The organism is Pseudomonas fluorescens (assembly GCF_018614655.1).
In the GTDB taxonomy this organism is placed as follows: Bacteria; Pseudomonadota; Gammaproteobacteria; order Pseudomonadales; family Pseudomonadaceae; genus Aquipseudomonas; species Aquipseudomonas fluorescens_BX.
On sequence record NZ_JAGGOG010000019.1, the window covers coordinates 225,130 to 245,020 of the forward strand.

The window sequence follows — 19,891 nt, forward strand, 5'->3', positions numbered from 1 at the left end:
GAGACTTTCCATGTCCAGCCCTTCTATCCACGGCATTATCGGCTACACCATCACCCCATTCACCGCCGACGGTGAACGCCTTGACCTCGACGCCCTGGGCCGCTCCATCGACCGTTTGATCGACGGCGGCGTACACGCCATCGCCCCACTGGGCAGCACCGGTGAAGGCGCCTACCTGAGCGATGCGGAGTGGGACGAAGTCAGCGCCTACAGCCTGCAAAAAGTCGCCAGGCGCGTACCAACCATCGTCAGCGTTTCCGACCTGACCACCGCCAAAGCCGTACGCCGTGCGCGCTTCGCCGAAGCCCACGGTGCCGATGTAGTGATGGTCCTGCCGACGTCTTACTGGAAACTCAGCGAGGCGCAAATCCTTGCCCACTATGCCGCCATCGGCGACAGCGTCGGCGTGCCGATCATGCTCTACAACAACCCGGCCACCAGCGGCACCGACATGTCGGTGGACTTGATCCTGCGGATTCTCAAGCAGGTCGACAACGTGACCATGGTCAAGGAGAGCACTGGCGATATTCAGCGTATGCACCAATTGCACCAGCTGAGCGACGGCCAGGTGCCGTTCTACAACGGCTGCAATCCGCTGGCCCTGGAAGCATTTGCGGCCGGTGCCAAAGGATGGTGCACGGCGGCGGCGAACCTGATTCCACAGCTCAACCTGGACCTGTACCAGGCGGTGTTGGCCAACGACCTGACGAAGGCACGGGAGCTGTTTTATCGCCAGTTGCCGTTTCTGGACTTCATCCTCAAGGGCGGTTTGCCGGCAACGATCAAGGCCGGGTTGCGGCTGACGGGCCTGGAAGTGGGTGATCCGCGGTTGCCGGTGTTCCCATTGGCCGAGGCAGGCCGTACTCAACTGAGCGAGCTCTTGGCCAAGTTGCGTTAAGCCATAACGATTGCGCCACAAAAAAGCCCCGGCGCTCGCGCGTCGGGGCTTTCGTATTGGCAAGGAACCGTCAGGTCTTGTCTTTGATGGTCGCGGTGGGTCCGTTGGTCTTGACGCTTTCGATACCCTTGTCCCGCGCTGCTTCTGAGGAGTACTGCTCGCTGTTACCGATCACTTGATGGTTGGCGGCCTTGAGGTTGAAGTACGGCTGGCCGCTCTTGGCGACTTTTTTCTCATAGCGGTCAATGAGCGGGCTGTTGGTCTGTACCGAGGCGATGCCGTTTTCAGCGGCGCTGCGGGTGGTGTAAAGCTCGCTGGTCAAAATGGTTTCCGCATTGCCTGCCTTGAGGACAAAACGGAACTGCCCATTGCTGCTTTTTGCTAACTCATACCATCCAGCCATGATTTGCTCCCTTTAAATACGAATATGGTCAACGACCTGTAGGATTAAAGGCCACGCTCAGCTTTTTGCCAGCCCAGACCCGTCATCGGTATTTGCCTAGAGACAAATAGCAATAATTCTCGATATCATTCGCGACTTTTCTATAGCGCGCTTCGTCAAGAAGGATATCCATGTCTCGTCCCAAGCCCGACCCGGTGTCGGCCGATGCCTTTCGCGGGTTCTATGCAGACATTCTGCATTTCCTGCGCAAACGCACGGACAACGCCTGCGACGCGGCGGACATGACCCAGGATGTCTTCACCCAATGGCTGGATTATCGCGACCGGGCCAAGGTCGAACAGCCACGGGCATTTCTGTTCCAGATGGCGCGCAATCTGCTGCGTGATCACTGGCGCAAACAGAAGGTGCGCCACACCGTCCATCACGAACAGGCCGACCGGGATGCCGAGCCTGTCACCGACGAGCACAACGACCCCATGGCCGCCGCCCAACGCTTGCAACGCCTGGAACAGTTGAAAGAAGTCCTCGCCGAACTCTCGCCCCGCCGGCGAGAAGCCCTTATGCTTCACCGCTTCGAAGGCTTGAGCCAGGCGCAGATCGCCGAGCGCATGGGGGTTTCGATCAGCATGGTGGAAAAGCACATTGCCTTTGCCCTGCTGCACTGCAAGCAGCGACTTCAACACGTACCCGGCAAGGAGCAGCCAGAATGACCCGCTTGAGCGACATCGACCGCTGTGAAATCGAAGCGCACGACTCTATCGATGCCCAGGCCGCCAGCTGGTTTGCACGTAACCGCAACAACAGCAGTCGCGCCAGCCGCAAGGCGTTTGCCGCCTGGCAAGCCGTGCCGGCCCATGCCCGCGCCTATGCCGAATTCGAACAGCTGTGGGCTGACCTCGCCCAGTTGCAGCAACTGAATAAACCGGTGGCACTGTCCACCCGCAAGCCCGCTGTCTGGCGCCCGGCACTGGCGGTAGCAGCCGCATTGGTCTGTGCTCTGTTGGCCAGCAATATCGGCGCACCACGGACGCTGTTCCACACCCAGGTCGCGGCCCATCACAAAGGCATGCGCACCCTGCACCTGCCCGATGGCAGCACCTTGTACGTCAATGCCAACACGCGTCTACAGGTGGACTTCAATGCCCATCAACGCATCGTTCACCTTGAGCAGGGCCAGTTGTATATCGATGTGGCTGCCGACAAGGAGCGACCGCTGTTCGTACAGGCCGGCGAGGCCAATGTGCGGGTGGTGGGCACCGGTTTCGATGTGCGGCGCAGCCAGCAGCAACTGGTGGTCAGCGTCGCCCACGGTCAGGTCGCCTTCGACCCGAACCCCAAGGCTCGCACCACCCTGCTCGGCGCACAACAAAGAGCCGTCTGGAGCTACGCAAAGGGCACCTTGCAACAACAAACGCTCAATGCCGGCGAGGTGGCCGACTGGCGCAGCGGGCATCTGTCGTTTCGCAATCGCGAGTTGGCCAGCCTGATCGATGAACTGGGCCTGTATCGACCTACTGCCAACTTGCAAGTGGACAACGCCGTGGCGCAGTTGCGGGTCTCGGGCAATCTGGACGTGAACGATCCAGATGCCCTGCTCAACGCACTGCCAGCTCTGCTACCGGTGAAAACCGTGGCCCTGGCCAACGGAAACATCAGGATTGAAGCCCGTAAATAGTGTCGAAAATCTTCATTTGAGAATATTTTTCATTCGCATGTGTGGATTTATTATCCTGCCACGTCTTCCTCCCGTCTGCGTTTGATACGCATGCCTTTCTGGCACTTTTTGCCGCTTTGGGGGATTTCATGTTTCGCGCGCCTTATCACGTCCAGCACCTGATTCTTCGACCGACGCTCATTGCCTCCTGCCTGGCTTTCAGCCTGCATGCCCAGGCCGAGTCGTTCACCCTGCAACTGCCCGCCCAACCCCTGGCCACGTCCCTGAGTCAGGTGGCGCAGCAGGCGAAAATCCAGTTGCTGTTCGATGAAGCCCTGCTGAAAAACGTCCAGGCGCCCGCCCTCAAAGGCGAGTTCACTCCGGAAGTGGCAATCCGTACGTTGCTGAAAAACGGTGAATTGACCCTGATCAAAGTCGGCAGTACCTACGTTGTGCGCCCCGATGAGGGCAAGACCACCCACAGCGGTGCCCTGCAACTGGATGCCTTGAGCGTGATCGGCACCGGCAACGAGGTCGACTCCAGTACCGTCGGCCGCTCCACCCTGAGCCAGGCCGATATCGACCGCTACCAGTCCAATAACATCCCCAGTCTGTTGCAGACCTTGCCCGGGGTCAGCATGGGCGGTTCGCTCAAGCCCGGCGGCCAGACCATCAACATTCGCGGCCTGGGGGATGCCGAAGATGTGCCGCTGACGGTCGACGGTGCCACCAAAAGCGGCTTCGAGCGCTATCAGCAAGGCACGGTGTTTATCGAGCCCGAGCTGATCAAGAGCATCGAGGTGGAAAAGGGCCCGAACTCGGTCTTTACCGGTAACGGTGGCTTTGGCGGCACGGTCAACATGACCACCAAGGACGCCCCGGACCTGCTCAAGGACGGGCGCAACAGCGGTGCGATGCTCAAATATGGCTACTCCAGCAACGACCATGAACAGGTCTACAGCGGTGCCGTCTATGGCCGTACCGATGACGGCCGTTTCGACGCCCTGGCCTACCTGACCCAACGCGACGGCGGCGACATGAAGTTGGCCGGTACGTTGCCCGATCCTGACAATCGCTACCCGATCAATCCCCGGCGCCTGCCCAACAGCGCCCAGGATGTAGATGGCAAGCTGTTCAAACTGAATATGCACCTCAACGACGAGCATAGCGTCGGCGTGTCCTATTCCCGCTCCCACAGCCAACGTTGGGCGCCCTTCTCGGCCACCAGTTATCCCTCGCCGCCAAGCCAGGCCAATATCGACAGGTATGGTTATGAGGGCGCGTTGAAACGCTTTCTGGCCAATCGCGACACCGTCGACACCACCTGGTCGACCAAGTACCAATACCAGCCAATGGACAATCCATTGGTGGACTTGACCGTCAAATACTCCCAGTCCAATACCGAGCAGACCGACGAGCGTGACGCCACGGCATTCTTCCAGATGGCCACCGGCGGTCGGAAGATGGACACCTCCTACGACGACAAGAATCTCGACGTACGCAACATCAGCCTGTTCACCACCGGGCCACTGGAACACGCCGTGACCACCGGCATGCAGATTCGCCGACACACCCGTGAAACCGAGATGTGGATGCCCGGCAGCAGCTACAACACGCCCAAATACAACTACGGGCGCTTCCAGCCGGCGTTCATGCCCCAGGGCAAGGTCGACACCAACAGCTTCTTTGTCCAGGATGCGGTGACTCTGGGCGATGTGACGATCACGCCCTCCCTGCGCTATGACCATGTGCGCAACCGAGGCGAAGGCAACGACGCGCCGTACTACAACAACCCGGATCCGAGCGTCGGCCACGACTACAGCGACCGCACCTACACCGGCTGGTCGCCGCGTCTGGCAGCGTACTGGACCGTCACGCCGAACGTGGCGATGTTTGCCAACTGGAGCAAGACCTGGCGCGCCCCGGTCATCGACGAGCAATACGAAGTCCAGGGCCTGGGCAACCGCACTGCCACCAGTGTCAACCTGAACCCGGAGCGTATTACCTCCATCACCTTGGGCAACATCACCCACTTCGCCAACGTGATTGCCAGCGGCGACAACCTGCAACTGCGTACCACGTTGTTCCACAACAAGATCGAAGACGAGATTTTCAAAGCCACCGGCGTTGGCTGTGAAAACCAGGCACTCAATGGCGGCAGTATTTCAAGCGCGTGCCAAGGCATGGGCCCGATGCCCAACTACCGCAATATTGGCGGCCTGACCATCAAGGGCTTCGAAGTCGAGGGCTACTACGATTCGACCTACCTGTTCGGGTCCCTGTCCTACTCTTACGCCACCGGTAAACACGAAGGTGCCTACACCAACCCATGGGGACCGGATGTCTGGGCACGCGATATTCCGCCGGCCAAATGGGTGGTGGTGCTGGGTACCAAGATCCCAAGCTGGGATGCACAGGTAGGCTGGCAAGGGCAGTTCATCCGCCAGACCGATCGCCTGCCCAGCGACAAGTACTCCAGCGGCCCGGGCAGCAGCATCGGCGATACCTTCTACGATCAGTACGATAACCGTGCCTATAACACCCAGGGACTGTTCGCCAATTGGAAACCACAGCAGGCTTACCTGAAAGGCACAGAGGTCAACTTCACCGTGGACAATCTGTTCAACAATAATTACCGGCCGGCGTTGAGTGGTGATATGGCTTACACCGAGGGGCGCAATGCCAAGGTCAGCGTGACGCGGTTCTTCTGAGTCCTCAGGTTGAACTGCGATCAGAATGTGGGAGCGGGCTTGCTCGCGAAAGCGGTGGGTCCGTTAAAAATTTGGAGACTGACCCTCCGCATTCGCGAGCAAGCCCCACATTAGTCCGGCGGTGTTCTACAGAATCCGCAACTGTACGGATAAATCTGTACCCAGCTGTAGGCACTCGCTTTTCGGGCTTTGTGGCTAGATAAAGGCCCACTCCCGGCCCTTCAGATTCTGGTCCCCCCATGAGCTCCCGCGAAAACACCGGCATGGCCCTCGGCTTGCTGGGCGTCATCATCTTCAGCCTGACCCTGCCCTTCACCCGTATCGTGGTGCAGGAAATGCACCCGTTGCTCAATGGTCTGGGCCGAGCACTGTTTGCAGCAGTTCCAGCGGCATTGCTGTTGCTGTGGCGGCGCGAGCGGTGGCCGACCTGGCGCCAGGTCCGTGGCCTGACGCTGGTGATCGCCGGGGTGATTCTCGGCTTCCCGGTGCTGTCGGCCTGGGCCATGCAAACCCTGCCGGCGTCCCACGGCGCGCTGGTCAACGGTCTGCAACCGCTGTGCGTGGCGTTGTACGCGGCGTGGTTGTCCCACGAGCGGCCGTCAAAAGCCTTCTGGGCCTGCGCGGCATTGGGCAGTGCATTGGTGTTGAGTTATGCGCTGATCACCGGAGCCGGCAGTATTCAGGCGGGCGATTTGCTGATGCTCGGGGCGATTGCCGTGGGTGGTCTGGGGTACGCCGAGGGCGGCCGATTGGCCAAGGAAATGGGCGGTTGGCAGGTAATCTGCTGGGCGCTGGTGTTGTCGACGCCGGTATTGATCGGCCCGGTGCTGTACCTGGCAATCCAGCATGAAGGACCGATTTCCCCGCGCACGTGGTGGGCGTTCGGTTACGTCTCGCTGTTTTCCCAGTTCTTTGGTTTCTTTGCCTGGTACGCCGGACTGGCCATGGGCGGCATCGCACGGGTCAGCCAGATTCAGCTGTTGCAGATCTTCTTCACCATCGCCTTTTCAGCGCTGTTCTTCGGCGAACACATCGAGCCGATTACCTGGCTGTTTGCCTGCGGGGTGATCATCACCGTGGTATTGGGGCGCAAGACGGCGGTGCGGCCAGCGCCCGTGGCGATTGCTGATCAGGCCAGGTAACCGTCCGCACGCAGCAAGGTTCCCAGGCAATGTTCAGTGATGCTGTAGAACGCCTTGAGCTCCTGGATTTTCGCCAGCAACTGCGTGTTGTCCAACGGCTCGTCGCGTTTGACGGCGAGGATCATCTTGTTCTTGTTGGTGTGCTCCAACGAGATGAACTCGAATACCTTGGTCTCGTAGCCACAGGCTTCCAGGAATAACGCCCGCAGGCTGTCGGTGACCATTTCCGCCTGCTGCCCCAGGTGCAGACCGTATTGCAGCATCGGCTTGAGCAGCACCGGGCTCTGGATTTGCAGGCGGATCTGTTTGTGGCAACACGGCGAGCACATGATGATCGACGCGCCGGAGCGGATACCGGTATGGATCGCGTAGTCAGTGGCGATGTCGCAGGCATGCAGGGCGATCATCACATCCAGCTCGCTGGGCGCCACGCTGCGCACGTCACCACATTTGAACACCAGGCCTGGATGCTCCAGGTGGGCGGCGGCGTCGTTGCACAGGCTGACCATGTCTTCGCGTAATTCGACGCCGGTTACCTGGCCCTCGGCCTTGAGGGTGTTGCGCAGGTAATCGTGGATGGCAAACGTCAGGTAACCCTTGCCCGAACCGAAGTCCGCGACGCGCACCGGCTGGTCCAGCTTCAAGGGTGACGAGGTCAGCGCATGGCTGAACACTTCGATGAACTTGTTGATCTGCTTCCACTTGCGCGACATCGCCGGGATCAGCTCATGCTTGGCGTTGGTCACACCCAGGTCGGCGAGAAACGGGCGGCTCAGGTCGAGGAAGCGATGTTTCTCGCGGTTGTGCTCGGCGGACGGCGCTTCGCGCAATTGCTGCGGTTTGCTTTTGAACAGCGAGCTTTTGTTCTTCTTGCTGTACTCCAACTGGGCTTCGTCGGTCACGCAGAGCAAGTGTGCGTTCTTGAACGACAGCGGCAACAGCTCGGCAACCGCCGCTACGCCATCGGCCAGGGAGAAATTCTTGGTGATGTCACGGGTCTTGTAACGGTAGACGAAAGACAGGCAAGGCTGATCCTTGACCGTCGTCGGCTTGATGATCAGCCGCTGCAGGTCCGCTTCACTGCCGACGTATTTGGCCAATACCAGCTTGATAAAGGCGCTTTGCTCAAGACTGGCGCTCAGCAGTTCGAGGAACTGTGCGTGATGATCCGGCGCAAGGCTGGCAGGTTTAGCGGTAACAGACATGAACAAAAACGCCTCGGGCAGGGAATGCCGGGCATTTTAGGGGGGATGGGGCTTGAGGGCACGGGGTTATTTGATCAACGGTCAAAGCCACGTCGCAAATCAAAGTAGCCGCTGCCGAGGCACGAGGCTGCGATGCGTGTCCGCAGGACCGCCCTCGGGGGCTGCTGCGCAACCCATCGCAGCCTCGTGCCTCGACAGCGGCTACAGCGGCTACAGCGCTTGCAGCGGCGCTGGTTCTATTCGAGTACCACCAACCGATTCGGCAACTCGTTGCGGGCCTGCGTCAGCGGCACATGCACCTTGAGCAACTCCCCGCAGGCTTCAATACAGGCGATAAACCCGGCCAGGGTCTGCCCCTGCTTCACTTGCTGGGTGAAGACCTTGACGATAGCGTCCCAACTGCTGTCGTCCAGGCGTTTGGAGATGCCGTCATCCACCAGGATTTCCACATAACGCTCGGCTTCGCTGACAAAAATCAGCACCCCGGTGCTGCCCAGGGTGTGGTGCAGGTTCTGCTCCAGAAACTGCCGCCGCGCCAGGTTCGATGCCCGCCAGTGCCGCACGGAACGCGGGATCAGCCGCGTGGTGATCTTCGGCAAACGAAACAGCAGGCAAAACACAATGAAGGTCGCCCACTGTGCCAGCAGCAAGGTGTGCATGGTCATCCAGCCGGACAGGTAATGAATGATTCCCGGCACCACCAGCGCCAGCAGGCTGGCCCACAGCAGCGGGATGTAGGCGTAATCATCGGCCCGAGCGGCCAGCACGGTCACCAGCTCCGCGTCGGTCTGTTGCTCGACCTTGGCGATCGCTTCGGCGACCTGGCGTTGTTCGTGTTCGGTCAGTAGTGCCATGGTTGCAGATGCTCTTTAGTTATTGTCATTACCAGCCGCCCGAAGCCCCGCCACCGCCGAAACCACCACCGCCCCCTCTGAATCCACCACCGCCGCCTCCCCCGCCGCCACCGCGCCCACTGCTGCTGAGAATGGCGAGAAGAATGGCGCCCACCGGCAGGCCCATGCGATTGCACAACCACAACACGATCAGCAACAGCACAAACAAGCCGATGGAAAACGCCGGATTCTCCTTGGCAAAATTGGGGTCTGCCACACGCGCCGGTACGGCCAGTGGATCACCGCCCACCACCTGCAACATCGCCCCGACACCATCGCTGATGCCCTTGCTGTAGTTGCCGGCCTTGAACGAAGGCGCCATCACCTGGTTGATGATCACCCAGGACTGCGCATCCGTCAGCACGCCTTCCAGGCCGTAACCGACTTCGATGCGCAATTGTCGCTCATCACGGGCGACGATCAACAGCGCGCCGTTGTCCTTGCCCTTCTGGCCAATGCCCCACTGGCGGCCCAATTGATAACCGTAGTCTTCAATGGGCACGCCTTGCAGGTCGGGCACGGTGACCACCACGATCTGGTCACCGCTGGTCTGCTCCAGCGCCTGCAATTGCTGGGTCAGTTGCTCGCGCACGGCCGGGTCGATCATCTGGGCGGTGTCCACCACCCGCCCAGTCAGCGCAGGAAACGTCAGCGCCGCCTGGACGGTGGTCACACATGCCAGGAGCCACAGCGCCAGGCCTATCCGTAGTAAACGCATCGACACCTCATTGAAGCGTTATCAGAACTTCACTTGCGGTGCTTTATCAGCATCAGCGCTGGTAGCTTCGAAGTTCGCGCGGATCGGCAAATCGCTGTACATCACGGTGTGCCACAGGCGGCCAGGGAACGTACGGATCTCGGTGTTGTAGGCCTGCACCGCAGCAATAAAGTCGCGACGGGCCACGGCGATACGATTTTCCGTGCCTTCAAGCTGCGATTGCAGGGCCAGGAAGTTCTGGTTGGCCTTCAGGTCCGGATAGCGTTCGGACACCACCATCAGACGGCTGAGGGCACCGCTCAAGCCATCCTGGGCTTGCTGGAATTGCTTGAGTTTTTCCGGGTTGTCCAGCGTACTGGCATCGACCTGGATCGACGTGGCCTTGGCCCGCGCCTCGATCACGGCGGTCAGGGTGTCTTGTTCATGAGCAGCGTAGCCCTTGACCACTTCCACCAGATTGGGGATCAGATCAGCGCGCCGTTGGTACTGGTTCTGCACTTGAGCCCAGGCCGCCTTGGCCTGCTCGTCCAGGGTCGGGATATTGTTGATTCCGCAACCGCTCAGCACAGTGCTGAGCAGCATCAATGCTGCGGCCTTGAAACCCCAGCGATAACCTTGAGTGACTGACATGTATTTCTCCCTGCTCAACCCTAATGGAATTTGGTAACCCTACACATCTCGCGCCTGGGGCATAATCCGCCACCACCCACTGGATTGCATCGAGCCAATCAGCTAAAAGATGCCCAGCGCGAATAAGAGTTCAGAAGTGTGCTGCATTTATCTGAACAATACCTGAACAACAATAGACGCTCCCCAGACTTTGGCCCCGTAATGCTTAGCGTCGGCCCCAAGACTGCGAGAAAGGATATTCATGAAGAAGCTGTGTTTGCTGGGCCTTGTTGCCACTCTGGCCAGTCACGCCGTATTTGCCGAGACCAAACCCGCTGCGCTCAAGGACAAGAACGCCTTCGTCAGCGACCTGATGAAGCAGATGACCCTCGATGAGAAGATCGGCCAGTTGCGCCTGATCAGCATCGGCCCGGAAATGCCTCGGGAGATGATCCGCAAGGAAATCGCTGCGGGGCGTATCGGGGGCACCTTCAACTCGATCACTCGCCCGGAAAACCGTCCGATGCAGGACGCCGCCATGCGCAGCCGATTGAAGATCCCGATGTTCTTCGCCTATGACGTGATCCACGGCCATCGGACGATTTTCCCGATCAGCCTGGCCCTGGCGTCGAGCTGGGACATGGATGCCATCGGCCGCTCCGGGCGCATCGCCGCCCAGGAAGCCGCTGCCGACAGCCTCGATATCACCTTTGCACCGATGGTCGACATCTCGCGCGACCCACGCTGGGGCCGCACCTCCGAAGGCTTTGGCGAGGACACCTACCTGGTGTCGCGCATTGCCGAGGTGATGGTCAAGGCTTTCCAGGGTACCAGCCCCGCCAACGCCGACAGCCTCATGGCCAGCGTCAAGCATTTCGCCTTGTACGGCGCGGTGGAAGGCGGTCGCGACTACAACGTGGTCGACATGAGCCCGGTCAAGATGTACCAGGACTATCTGCCGCCCTACCACGCCGCGATCAAGGCCGGCGCTGGTGGCGTGATGGTTGCCCTGAACTCGATCAACGGCGTGCCCGCCACCGCCAACACCTGGCTGATGCACGACCTGCTGCGCAAGGAGTGGGGCTTCAAGGGCCTGGTGGTGAGTGATCACGGCGCTATCTTCGAACTGATCAAGCACGGCGTGGCCAAGGACGGTCGCGAAGCGGCCAAGCTGGCGATCAAGGCCGGCATCGACATGAGCATGAATGACCAGCTCTACGGCAAGGAATTGCCCGGTCTGCTCAAGTCCGGCGAAATCCAGCAGAGCGACATCGACAATGCCGTGCGCGAAGTGCTCGGCGCCAAGTACGACATGGGCCTGTTCGCCGACCCGTACCTGCGTATCGGCAAGGCCGAGGATGACCCGGCCGACACCTATGCCGACAGCCGCCTGCACCGTGCCGATGCCCGCGACGTGGCCCGCCGTAGCCTGGTATTGCTGAAAAACCAGAACGACACCCTGCCGCTGAAAAAGTCCGCGACCATCGCCCTGGTAGGCCCGCTGGCCAAGGCGCCCATCGACATGATGGGCAGTTGGGCCGCCGCCGGCAAACCTGCGCAATCGGTGACCCTGCTGGACGGCATGAACGCCGTCATCGGTGAAAAAGGCAAAGTGATCTACGCTCGAGGCGCCAACATCACCGCCGACAAAAAGGTGCTGGATTACCTGAACTTCCTCAATTTCGACGCCCCGGAAGTGGTGGACGATCCACGCTCGGCACAGGTGCTGATCGACGAAGCGGTCAAGGCTGCCAAATCAGCCGACGTGGTAGTCGCCGCCGTGGGCGAGTCCCGTGGCATGTCCCACGAATCATCCAGCCGCACCGACCTGAACATCCCGCAAAGCCAGCGCGACCTGATCAAGGCCTTGAAAGCCACCGGCAAACCGCTGGTGCTGGTGTTGATGAACGGTCGCCCACTGTCGATTCTCGACGAGAACCAACAGGCTGACGCAATCCTGGAAACCTGGTTCGCCGGTACCGAAGGCGGCAATGCGATTGCCGACGTGCTGTTCGGTGACTACAACCCATCGGGCAAGCTGCCAATCACCTTCCCGCGTTCGGTGGGGCAGATTCCGACCTACTACAACCACTTGAGCATTGGTCGGCCGTTCACGCCGGGCAAGCCGGGCAACTACACCTCGCAGTATTTCGATGACACCACCGGGCCGCTGTTCCCGTTCGGTTATGGCTTGAGCTACACCACGTTCAGCCTGTCGGACATGGCGCTGTCGTCCACCACCTTGAACAAGACCGGCAAGCTCGACGCCAGTGTGGTGGTGAAGAACACCGGCAAGGTGGATGGCGAAACCGTGGTGCAACTGTATATCCAGGACGTGGCCGGTTCGATGATCCGCCCGATCAAGGAGTTGAAGAACTTCCAGAAGATCATGCTCAAGGCGGGTGAAGAGCGTGTGGTGCACTTCAGCATTTGCGAAGATGATCTGAAGTTCTACAACACGCAGCTCAAGTTCGCGGCGGAACCGGGTGAGTTCAATGTACAGATTGGCTTGGATTCGCAGGATGTGAAGCAGCAAACCTTCGAACTGCTCTAACCTGTAGCGAGGGGGCTTGCCCCCGTTGGGCTGCGCTGCAGCCCCAATAAGATCACCGCGATTCTTCACTCAGGTTGCGGTGACAGATTTTGGGGCTGCTGCGCAGCCCAAACGCGGGCAAGCCCGCTCGCCACAACAAGTCCGCCGCCTCCCCTTAGCTCACTACCCCCGTCGATCCAGCAAATTAACCACCAACCGATCAATCCAGCCCCACACCCGCTGTTTCACCCGCCGCCACAATGGCCGCGACTTCCACGCCTCAAGGCTCACCGCCTGGCTCTGGGCAAAATCACGCTCGAAACTCCCTGCCACCGCCAACGTCAACTCCGGGTCCAACGCTTCCAGGTTCGCCTCCAGATTGAAGCGCAAATTCCAGTGATCGAAGTTGCACGAACCGATACTCACCCAATCGTCCACCAGCACCATTTTCAGGTGCAGGAAGCACGGCTGATATTCAAATATCTGCACCCCGGACTTGAGCAAACGCGGGTAATAACGGTGCCCGGCATAGCGCACCGACGGGTGATCGGTGCGCGGCCCGGTCAGCAGCAACCGCACATCCACCCCGCGCCCCGCCGCCCGGCGCAGGGCACGTCGTACGCTCCAGGTCGGCAGGAAATAGGGTGTAGCCAGCCAGATACGCCGCTGGCCACTGTTCAACGCGCGGATCAGCGATTGCAGAATATCGCGGTGCTGGCGGGCGTCGGCATAGGCCACCCGCCCCAACCCAGGCCCGGTGGCCGGCAGTTTGGGCAAGCGTGGCAGGCCAAAGTAAGTCGCCGGTTTCCAGGCGGTACGGGCTTTGTTGGCCAGCCATTGGCGGTCGAACAACGCCTGCCAGTCCAGCACCAACGGGCCGGTAATCTGCACCATCACCTCATGCCAGTCGCAGGTGTCTTGCCCGGGTGTCCAGAACTCGTCGGTCACGCCGGTACCGCCGACCACGGCGATGCTCTGGTCAATCAACAGCAGTTTGCGGTGGTCCCGATAGAGGTTGCGTACCCAACGGCGCCAGCTCAGGCGATTGTAGAAACGCAGCTCGACACCGGCCCCAATCAAGCGCTGACGCAAACTCAGGGTAAACGCCAGGCTGCCGTAATCATCAAACAGGCAACGCACCCGCACGCCACGTTCGGCAGCCTGCACCAAGGCCTGAACCATGGCTTCGGCACACGCGCCCGCCTCCACCAGGTACAGTTCCAACTCCACCTGACGCTCGGCCCGGGCAATGCCCACCAGCATCTGCGGAAAGAAATTCGGACCGTCGATCAGCAACTCGAAACGGTTGGCGCTGCGCCAGGGGAACACCGCGCCGCTCATGTCAGCGCGCCGTGAAAATCAGCACCGCACCCACCGGCACCGACAAGCTGATCTGCGACAAACCAGCCGCCTTGCGCAATGCGGACACGCCCGGCAGCAAATCGAAATCTTCGGCGTGCAGTACCAGCGGTTCCAGGGTCACCACCTGAAAACGTCGGTCGTCCAGGTGGGTGGCCAAGAGCTCGGCGTTATAGGTCTGGGTCTTGCCGTGCAGCGTCACCGACACCGGCAGCCGTAGCTCAAGCTGCGCACCGGCCGCCAGGTCATTGATCGGTTGCAGATTGATCTGGGCATTGATCAGCGCATCGGGGAACGTCTTGATCTCGAACAGCTCATTGCGCATGCGCTCATCGCGCAGTGGAATGCCGCTGTTGACCGATTCCAGCTCGACTTCCAACTGCGCCGCACCTTGGCTGTCGACCTTACCGTGCAACACCAGAAAACGATGGACTTCGGCAATGTCGGTATTTTTGGTGGTAACGAATGACAGGCGCGAGGACTCGTTGTCCAGGTACCAGTCGGCGTGGGCAGGCAAAGCTGCACAGGCCAGGAGGAGGAAGGCGAAGGGTTTGAGCAGGGAGGCATTGAACATAAAGACTCGTAGGGCGATAAACCTGGATGAACCTTAACCGCCCCATTAGTCAGGCGCAATGTAACTGACGACACAGTATTAGTGTGGGAGCGGGCTTGCTCGCGAATGCGGTGGGTCAGTCACCGAATGCATCAACTGACACACCGCATTCGCGAGCAAGCCCGCTCCCACATGTCAACCCAACGCCTGCTGCACATCCCGAATCGCCGACTCCAGGCTCGCCAGGTGCAGGCTCAATACCCGCTCCACCGGCGCCTGATGCATCGGCCAATGCAATGCCATGCTGCCCACCAACCGGCCATTGGCCCGAACCGGTAACGCTACCGCGCGAATCAGGAACGGCAAACGCACCGGGTATTCCCAATAACCTTCCGTGCGCTGGCCAAAACCTTGGTGCTGGGATTGCTCGCACGCCCGGAACTGCTCGTCCTGCGCCACCTGATTACGGCCCGCCAGACGCTGCACTTCATCCGGCGCCAGTTGCGCCAGGCAGGCCTTGCCCATAGCCGAATGAAACAGGCTGGCATGCTGCCCGACAATCTGGCAGTTGTTCGGGTACAGCTTGCGCAACACCGTAGGGATCGCGCTTTCCATCACCTCCAGGCGCTCGCCGTCAAAGCTCGACAGGTCCGCCACCAACCCGGTGCGCTCACTCAACTCCAACAGCCACGGCGCCGCACGCTCCACCAGGTGGCGCTTGAAGCGTTGTTGGGTGTCGCCAAACAGCCGCTGCGCGGTGAGCCGGTAACGGCGGTCACTCAGGCCACGGTAAACCCAGCCCTGATCCTGCAACGTCAGCAACATCCGCGACACCGTGGCCTTGGGCAGACGGGTCAGGTAATGCAACTCCTCCAGCCCCAGCGCCTGATGCTCGCCGAGCAATTCGATAATCGCCAATGCCCGCTCCACTGAGCGCACGGTGCCTGTCTCGGCGTTGCTGCCCATGGTCGATCTCCTCGATGCGGATGGATGATCTTTTTTCACAGCAAGATACAGGCCCGTCTGGATTCAGCCGGTCGACGTCAGGCATCCGGGCGGGCAGCGTTGTACCCAACGGGTCAGTTGTTCATGGGCGAAGGCCAGTTGCAGCACGGCCTGGTCCGCCTGGGCCGGGCCAATGATTTGCAGGCCCATGGGCAGGCCTTGGGGGTTGAAGCCCACCGGCACACTCATGCTCGGCAGCCCGGCCAGGGTGGGGCCGATCACCACCTCCATCCAACGATGGTAAGTGTCCATTTCACGCCCGCCAACGAGGCGCGGCCAGGGCTGTTGTGCATCGAAAGGGAACACTTGGGCGGTGGGCAACAGCAGAAAATCGTAACGCTCAAACAGTTTGCCCAAGGCCCGGTACCAGTCACTGCGACTGACCGAGGCCTGGAAAACATCCGCCGCGCTCAAGCCCAGACCGCCCTCCACTTCCCATTGCGCTTCAGGCTTGAGCAGTGCGCGTTTTTGCGGGTCGGCGTAGGCCGCCCCCAGCGAACCGTGGACCAGCCAATGGCGGTGAACGAGCCAGGTCTGCCACAAGCGTTCCAGGGAAAACTCCGGCTGGCAGCTTTCGACGTCGCAGCCCAAGGCGCTGAAGTCGGCCAGTGCCGATTCACACAGGCTTAGCACACCATCGTCCATCGCCAGATAGCCATTGTAATCCCCCAACCAGCCCAGCCGTGTGCCCTTGAAGTCACGCTGCAGGCTTTCAGCAAACATCGCGGGATCATCCTTGAGCGACAGCGGTATCCGAGGGTCGTGCCCGGCCTGGATACTCAACAGGCGCGCCACGTCCGCCACACTGCGACCCATCGGGCCTTCGGTGGCCAGTTGCTGGACGAACAATTCCGGCGCAGGTCCGTGGGGCACGCGGCCCTGGGATGGGCGCAGGCCGAACACGTTATTGAACGCCGCCGGGTTACGCAGCGAGCCCATCATGTCGCTGCCATCGGCCACCGGCAGCATGCGTAATGCCAAAGCCACCGCTGCACCGCCGCTGCTGCCGCCGGCGATTAAGGTCGGATCGTAGGCATTGCCTGTGGTGCCAAACAGTGTGTTGTAGGTCTGCGAGCCCAGACCGAACTCCGGCACGTTGGTCTTGCCGATGATGATCGCGCCGCTGGCCCGCACTCGCGCCACGCTGATGGCGTCCTCGGCCGGCACCTGCTCGGCGAACAGCGGCGAACCGAGGGTGGTGCGCAAACCCCGGGTGGCCGCCAGGTCCTTGATCGCCTGGGGCATGCCGTGCATCCAGCCACGGGAGTGGCCTTGGTCGAGTTCCTTATCACAGGTCCGGGCCTCGGCCAGCACTGCTTCCTGAGGACGCAACGACACCAGCGCATTGACCACCGGATTGAAACGTTCGATCTGCGCCAGATACGCCTGCATCACCTCGTGGCAGGACACCTGCCGGGCATGGATCGCATGCGACAATTCAAGGGCATCCAGTTCAACAATACTCAAGGTTTCACCTCGCTGGAAAAGGGCTGAGGTTTTTTCACTCGGGGCGCCTCATGCATGCAGTAAGTGCCCAGCAGCGTCAGGACGCAAGCGAACAGCACATAAAACGCCGGCGCCACTGGAGTGCCCAACACCTTGCTGAGCCAGGTCACGATCAACGGTGCAAAACCGCCGAACACCATCACCGCCACGTTGTAGGCCACCGACACGCCAGTGGAACGTACCTCGATGGGAAACTGCTCGGCCAGGGCCGTCGGCGCCGGGCCGAAGAAGCCGCCAATGGCGGTGCACAACATCACCTGCATCACCAGTAGACGCTCGATGGACGGCGCTGCGGCAACCCACACATAGAGCGGATAGACCATCAGGAAAAACGCCAGGGTGAAGGCCATCAACACCGGGCGCCGTCCCAACCGATCCGATAACAGGCCGGACAACGGAATCACCACGGTCATCAGCGCCACGGCGAACATCTGCACCATCAATACCTGGTCCAACGGCAGGCCGAGGTTCTTGTGGGCAAAGGTCGGCATATTCACCAGCACCACATAGAACGAGACCGTCGCGCCGCAGGCCAGCCCCATGGACACCAGAATACTGCGCCGATGGTCGCGCAGGACCTCCATCAGGGTAGGCGCCGGGCCGGTGGCATTTTTTCGGGCTTCGATGAATTCCTCCGGGTCTTCCATGTGCCGGCGAATCCACAACCCTACCGGGCCGATCAACAAACCGAAGATGAACGGCAGGCGCCAGCCCCACAGGTCAAGGGTTTGCGGGGAGAAGAAGTGCGTTACCAGCGCTACCATCGCCGCGCCGCCGAACACCGCCAGGCACTGCCCCACCAACTGCCAGGAACCATACAAACCCTTGCGATGGGCCGGCGCGCTTTCCACCAGGAACGCCGTGGCGCTGGCGTATTCACCGCCCGTGGCGAAACCCTGAAGCATCCGCGCCACCACGATCAACAGCGGCGCGCCCATGCCAATGGCTGCGTAGGGAGGGGCGAAGGCGATGAGGGCGATGGAGAGGGTCATCAGCCGGATAATCAACTGCATCGCGGCCTTGCGCCCTTTGCGATCCGAATAGATGCCCAGCAGAATTCCGCCCACCGGACGCATGAAGAAACCGACACCAAACGTGGCCAGGGCCATCAACAGTGAAGCGTACTCATCGTCCGAAGGGAAAAACTGCCGGGCGATGATGCTGGCGAGAAAGCCATAAACGATGAAGTCATACCATTCCAGCGCATTACCGATCACGGCCGCCACCACTTGGCGGGTACGGGAGACGCCTTGTTTTGAAGTCTGCATGAGGAACACTCCATTCAACCAGTGGGGGAAAGGTCCAGCGGCAGAAAAAAGGGTTCGTCAGGCAGGCTTGAGCCAGCTCTCGGCCAGCGCGCCCCAGTAAGCGGCGCCGGTCAGCAGGATGTCGTCATTGAAGTCATAGGCGGGGTTGTGAACCATCGGCCGCGAAACACCGTTGCCGATAAACAGGTAGCTGCCGGGGCAGCGTTGCAGCATCCAGGCGAAGTCTTCGCTGCCCATCAGCTTGCGGGTGTTGCCATCCACGGCCTCCTCGCCGAGCAAGGCGACGCCGACCTGGCGGGCAAATTCGGTTTCTTCGGGGTGGTTGATCAGCACCGGATAGGCCGGGCGATGTTCGATCTGTGCGGTGCAGCCGAAGCTCGCGGCCTGGGTGAGGATGATGGCCTTGACCCGCTCCAGCATCTGCTCACGGACTGTCGCGTTCAGCGCCCGCAGGCTCAGGCGCAACAGCGCCTCTTGGGGAATCACGTTGGCGGCCTGGCCGGCTTGCAGGGCACCAACCGTGACGACAGCGGCTTCCTGGGCATCGATATTGCGCGCCACCACCGTCTGCAAGGCCATGACCATACTGGCCGCCGCTACCAGCGGGTCCACGGTCAGGTGCGGCATGGAGCCATGGCCGCCGACGCCTTCGAGGGTCACGGTGAGCAGGTCCTGGGAGGCCATCATCGGCCCGACCCGCAGGCCCAGATGGCCGGCAGGCAGCCCCGGCATATTGTGCATGCCGAACAGTGCATCACAGGGGAAGCGCTCCAGCAGGCCGTCGGCGAGCATGGCTTCAGCGCCGCCCTGGCCTTCTTCGGCGGGCTGGAAGATCAGGTTCAGGGTGCCGTCGAATTGGCGAGTCGCCGCCAAGTAGCGAGCGGCGCCCAACAGCATCGTGGTGTGGCCGTCATGGCCACAAGCATGCATGCAACCGCTGTGTTGACTGCTGTAGGCGACGCCGGTGTTTTCGATGATCGGCAAGGCATCCATGTCGGCACGAATCCCCAGTTTTCGTGAGCTGCTGCCGTTGCGCAGCACACCCACCACGCCGGTCTGGCCGATGCCGGTGTGGACTTCATAGCCCCACTCCCTGAGCGCGTTTGCCACCAGGGCCGAGGTGCGGTTCTCTTCGAAACCCAATTCGGGGTGGGCATGGATGTCCTGGCGCACGGCGTGCAAGTCGCTGGCGACATCGCTCAGCCAATCCAGGATGTGCTGGTGTGGGCTCATGGTGATTCTCCTCGCAGGCGGGTATTCCCGTTCTTTTTTGCGTTCTTGGCACAACACCGTCAGCTAACCGCGATGTGCGCAGGAGGACAATCAAAGGTGGTTCCACCCTGTGGAACCTCAGGGGCTCGTTGTGGTTCAAACAGCCCCTTTGTGGTTGGTGAGTGTGCGTGGCAACAGGGCTTTCTGTGGCGAGGGGGCTTG

At 60.8% G+C, this 19,891-nt stretch carries 17 protein-coding genes; 6 read left to right on the plus strand and 11 right to left on the minus strand.

The window, feature by feature from the left end; all coding sequences use genetic code 11:
* Positions 1-10: 10 nt before the first annotated feature.
* Entirely contained in the window at positions 11-898 is an 888-nt protein-coding gene (locus J7E41_RS20740) for a dihydrodipicolinate synthase family protein (RefSeq protein ID WP_214995759.1), read from the plus strand.
* A 70-nt stretch (positions 899-968) separates the two neighbouring features.
* Here J7E41_RS20740 and J7E41_RS20745 read toward each other — a convergent pair whose 3' ends face one another.
* The gene (locus J7E41_RS20745) at positions 969-1,301 is read right to left on the minus strand and encodes a YegP family protein (RefSeq protein WP_214995762.1); all 333 of its coding nucleotides are present in this window, start codon (positions 1,299-1,301) and stop codon (positions 969-971) included.
* A gap of 170 nt (positions 1,302-1,471) precedes the next feature.
* On the opposite strand from J7E41_RS20745, the gene J7E41_RS20750 reads away from it, so the two are divergent.
* The 4 genes from J7E41_RS20750 to J7E41_RS20765 all read left to right on the plus strand — a co-directional run bounded on the left by J7E41_RS20750 (position 1,472) and on the right by J7E41_RS20765 (position 6,808).
* Positions 1,472-2,011, plus strand: coding sequence for an RNA polymerase sigma factor (locus tag J7E41_RS20750; RefSeq protein ID WP_214995764.1), 540 nt, complete (start codon positions 1,472-1,474; stop codon positions 2,009-2,011).
* Positions 2,008-2,976, plus strand: coding sequence for a FecR family protein (locus tag J7E41_RS20755; protein ID WP_214995766.1), 969 nt, complete (start codon positions 2,008-2,010; stop codon positions 2,974-2,976). Before J7E41_RS20750 ends, J7E41_RS20755 begins: the two co-directional genes overlap by 4 nt.
* Before the next feature lie 128 nt (positions 2,977-3,104).
* Positions 3,105-5,666 (plus strand): TonB-dependent receptor, encoded by a 2,562-nt coding sequence (locus tag J7E41_RS20760; RefSeq protein ID WP_214995768.1) that lies wholly within the window; start codon positions 3,105-3,107, stop codon positions 5,664-5,666.
* 239 nt (positions 5,667-5,905) lie between these two features.
* Entirely contained in the window at positions 5,906-6,808 is a 903-nt protein-coding gene (locus J7E41_RS20765) for a DMT family transporter (protein WP_214995771.1), read from the plus strand.
* On the opposite strand, the gene J7E41_RS20770 is transcribed toward J7E41_RS20765, so the two are convergent.
* The 4 genes from J7E41_RS20770 to J7E41_RS20785 form a co-directional block, all read right to left on the minus strand.
* Positions 6,796-8,013, minus strand: coding sequence for a class I SAM-dependent methyltransferase (locus J7E41_RS20770; RefSeq protein WP_214995773.1), 1,218 nt, complete (start codon positions 8,011-8,013; stop codon positions 6,796-6,798). The genes J7E41_RS20765 and J7E41_RS20770 overlap by 13 nt on opposite strands.
* Before the next feature lie 236 nt (positions 8,014-8,249).
* Positions 8,250-8,867, minus strand: a complete 618-nt coding sequence (locus tag J7E41_RS20775; protein ID WP_214995775.1) for a TPM domain-containing protein — start codon at positions 8,865-8,867, stop codon at positions 8,250-8,252.
* A gap of 28 nt (positions 8,868-8,895) precedes the next feature.
* The gene (locus J7E41_RS20780; protein WP_214995777.1) at positions 8,896-9,624 is read right to left on the minus strand and encodes a TPM domain-containing protein; all 729 of its coding nucleotides are present in this window, start codon (positions 9,622-9,624) and stop codon (positions 8,896-8,898) included.
* Positions 9,625-9,645: 21 nt separating this feature from the next.
* Positions 9,646-10,254, minus strand: coding sequence for a LemA family protein (locus J7E41_RS20785; RefSeq protein ID WP_214995779.1), 609 nt, complete (start codon positions 10,252-10,254; stop codon positions 9,646-9,648).
* Positions 10,255-10,495: 241 nt separating this feature from the next.
* Here J7E41_RS20785 and bglX point away from each other — a divergent pair, with 241 nt between their 5' ends.
* Positions 10,496-12,787, plus strand: coding sequence for a beta-glucosidase BglX (gene bglX, locus J7E41_RS20790; RefSeq protein ID WP_214995781.1), 2,292 nt, complete (start codon positions 10,496-10,498; stop codon positions 12,785-12,787).
* Positions 12,788-12,949: 162 nt separating this feature from the next.
* Here bglX and J7E41_RS20795 read toward each other — a convergent pair whose 3' ends face one another.
* The 6 genes from J7E41_RS20795 to J7E41_RS20820 form a co-directional block, all read right to left on the minus strand.
* Positions 12,950-14,107 (minus strand): phospholipase D-like domain-containing protein, encoded by a 1,158-nt coding sequence (locus J7E41_RS20795; RefSeq protein ID WP_214995783.1) that lies wholly within the window; start codon positions 14,105-14,107, stop codon positions 12,950-12,952.
* A 1-nt stretch (position 14,108) separates the two neighbouring features.
* The gene (locus J7E41_RS20800) at positions 14,109-14,699 is read right to left on the minus strand and encodes a YceI family protein (protein ID WP_214995785.1); all 591 of its coding nucleotides are present in this window, start codon (positions 14,697-14,699) and stop codon (positions 14,109-14,111) included.
* A 174-nt stretch (positions 14,700-14,873) separates the two neighbouring features.
* Positions 14,874-15,644 (minus strand): IclR family transcriptional regulator, encoded by a 771-nt coding sequence (locus J7E41_RS20805; protein WP_214995787.1) that lies wholly within the window; start codon positions 15,642-15,644, stop codon positions 14,874-14,876.
* Positions 15,645-15,707: 63 nt separating this feature from the next.
* Positions 15,708-17,150, minus strand: a complete 1,443-nt coding sequence (locus J7E41_RS20810; RefSeq protein ID WP_214995789.1) for an amidase — start codon at positions 17,148-17,150, stop codon at positions 15,708-15,710.
* Complete coding sequence (locus J7E41_RS20815) at positions 17,147-18,457, minus strand: citrate-proton symporter (protein WP_214995791.1); 1,311 nt, start codon at positions 18,455-18,457, stop codon at positions 17,147-17,149. Before J7E41_RS20815 ends, J7E41_RS20810 begins: the two co-directional genes overlap by 4 nt.
* A 57-nt stretch (positions 18,458-18,514) precedes the next feature.
* Positions 18,515-19,690, minus strand: a complete 1,176-nt coding sequence (locus J7E41_RS20820; protein WP_214995793.1) for a M20 aminoacylase family protein — start codon at positions 19,688-19,690, stop codon at positions 18,515-18,517.
* Between the last annotated feature and the right edge of the window lie 201 nt (positions 19,691-19,891).

What these genes read in the sequence shown, in the direction of transcription:
- J7E41_RS20740 (WP_214995759.1), top strand. Translation starts at nt 11, where the DNA reads ATGTCCAGCCCTTCTATCCACGGCATTATCGGCTACACCATCACCCCA.
- J7E41_RS20745 (WP_214995762.1), bottom strand. Translation starts at nt 1,301, where the DNA reads ATGGCTGGATGGTATGAGTTAGCAAAAAGCAGCAATGGGCAGTTCCGT.
- J7E41_RS20750 (WP_214995764.1), top strand. Translation starts at nt 1,472, where the DNA reads ATGTCTCGTCCCAAGCCCGACCCGGTGTCGGCCGATGCCTTTCGCGGG.
- J7E41_RS20755 (WP_214995766.1), top strand. Translation starts at nt 2,008, where the DNA reads ATGACCCGCTTGAGCGACATCGACCGCTGTGAAATCGAAGCGCACGAC.
- J7E41_RS20760 (WP_214995768.1), top strand. Translation starts at nt 3,105, where the DNA reads ATGTTTCGCGCGCCTTATCACGTCCAGCACCTGATTCTTCGACCGACG.
- J7E41_RS20765 (WP_214995771.1), top strand. Translation starts at nt 5,906, where the DNA reads ATGAGCTCCCGCGAAAACACCGGCATGGCCCTCGGCTTGCTGGGCGTC.
- J7E41_RS20770 (WP_214995773.1), bottom strand. Translation starts at nt 8,013, where the DNA reads ATGTCTGTTACCGCTAAACCTGCCAGCCTTGCGCCGGATCATCACGCA.
- J7E41_RS20775 (WP_214995775.1), bottom strand. Translation starts at nt 8,867, where the DNA reads ATGGCACTACTGACCGAACACGAACAACGCCAGGTCGCCGAAGCGATC.
- J7E41_RS20780 (WP_214995777.1), bottom strand. Translation starts at nt 9,624, where the DNA reads ATGCGTTTACTACGGATAGGCCTGGCGCTGTGGCTCCTGGCATGTGTG.
- J7E41_RS20785 (WP_214995779.1), bottom strand. Translation starts at nt 10,254, where the DNA reads ATGTCAGTCACTCAAGGTTATCGCTGGGGTTTCAAGGCCGCAGCATTG.
- bglX (WP_214995781.1), top strand. Translation starts at nt 10,496, where the DNA reads ATGAAGAAGCTGTGTTTGCTGGGCCTTGTTGCCACTCTGGCCAGTCAC.
- J7E41_RS20795 (WP_214995783.1), bottom strand. Translation starts at nt 14,107, where the DNA reads ATGAGCGGCGCGGTGTTCCCCTGGCGCAGCGCCAACCGTTTCGAGTTG.
- J7E41_RS20800 (WP_214995785.1), bottom strand. Translation starts at nt 14,699, where the DNA reads ATGTTCAATGCCTCCCTGCTCAAACCCTTCGCCTTCCTCCTCCTGGCC.
- J7E41_RS20805 (WP_214995787.1), bottom strand. Translation starts at nt 15,644, where the DNA reads ATGGGCAGCAACGCCGAGACAGGCACCGTGCGCTCAGTGGAGCGGGCA.
- J7E41_RS20815 (WP_214995791.1), bottom strand. Translation starts at nt 18,457, where the DNA reads ATGCAGACTTCAAAACAAGGCGTCTCCCGTACCCGCCAAGTGGTGGCG.
- J7E41_RS20820 (WP_214995793.1), bottom strand. Translation starts at nt 19,690, where the DNA reads ATGAGCCCACACCAGCACATCCTGGATTGGCTGAGCGATGTCGCCAGC.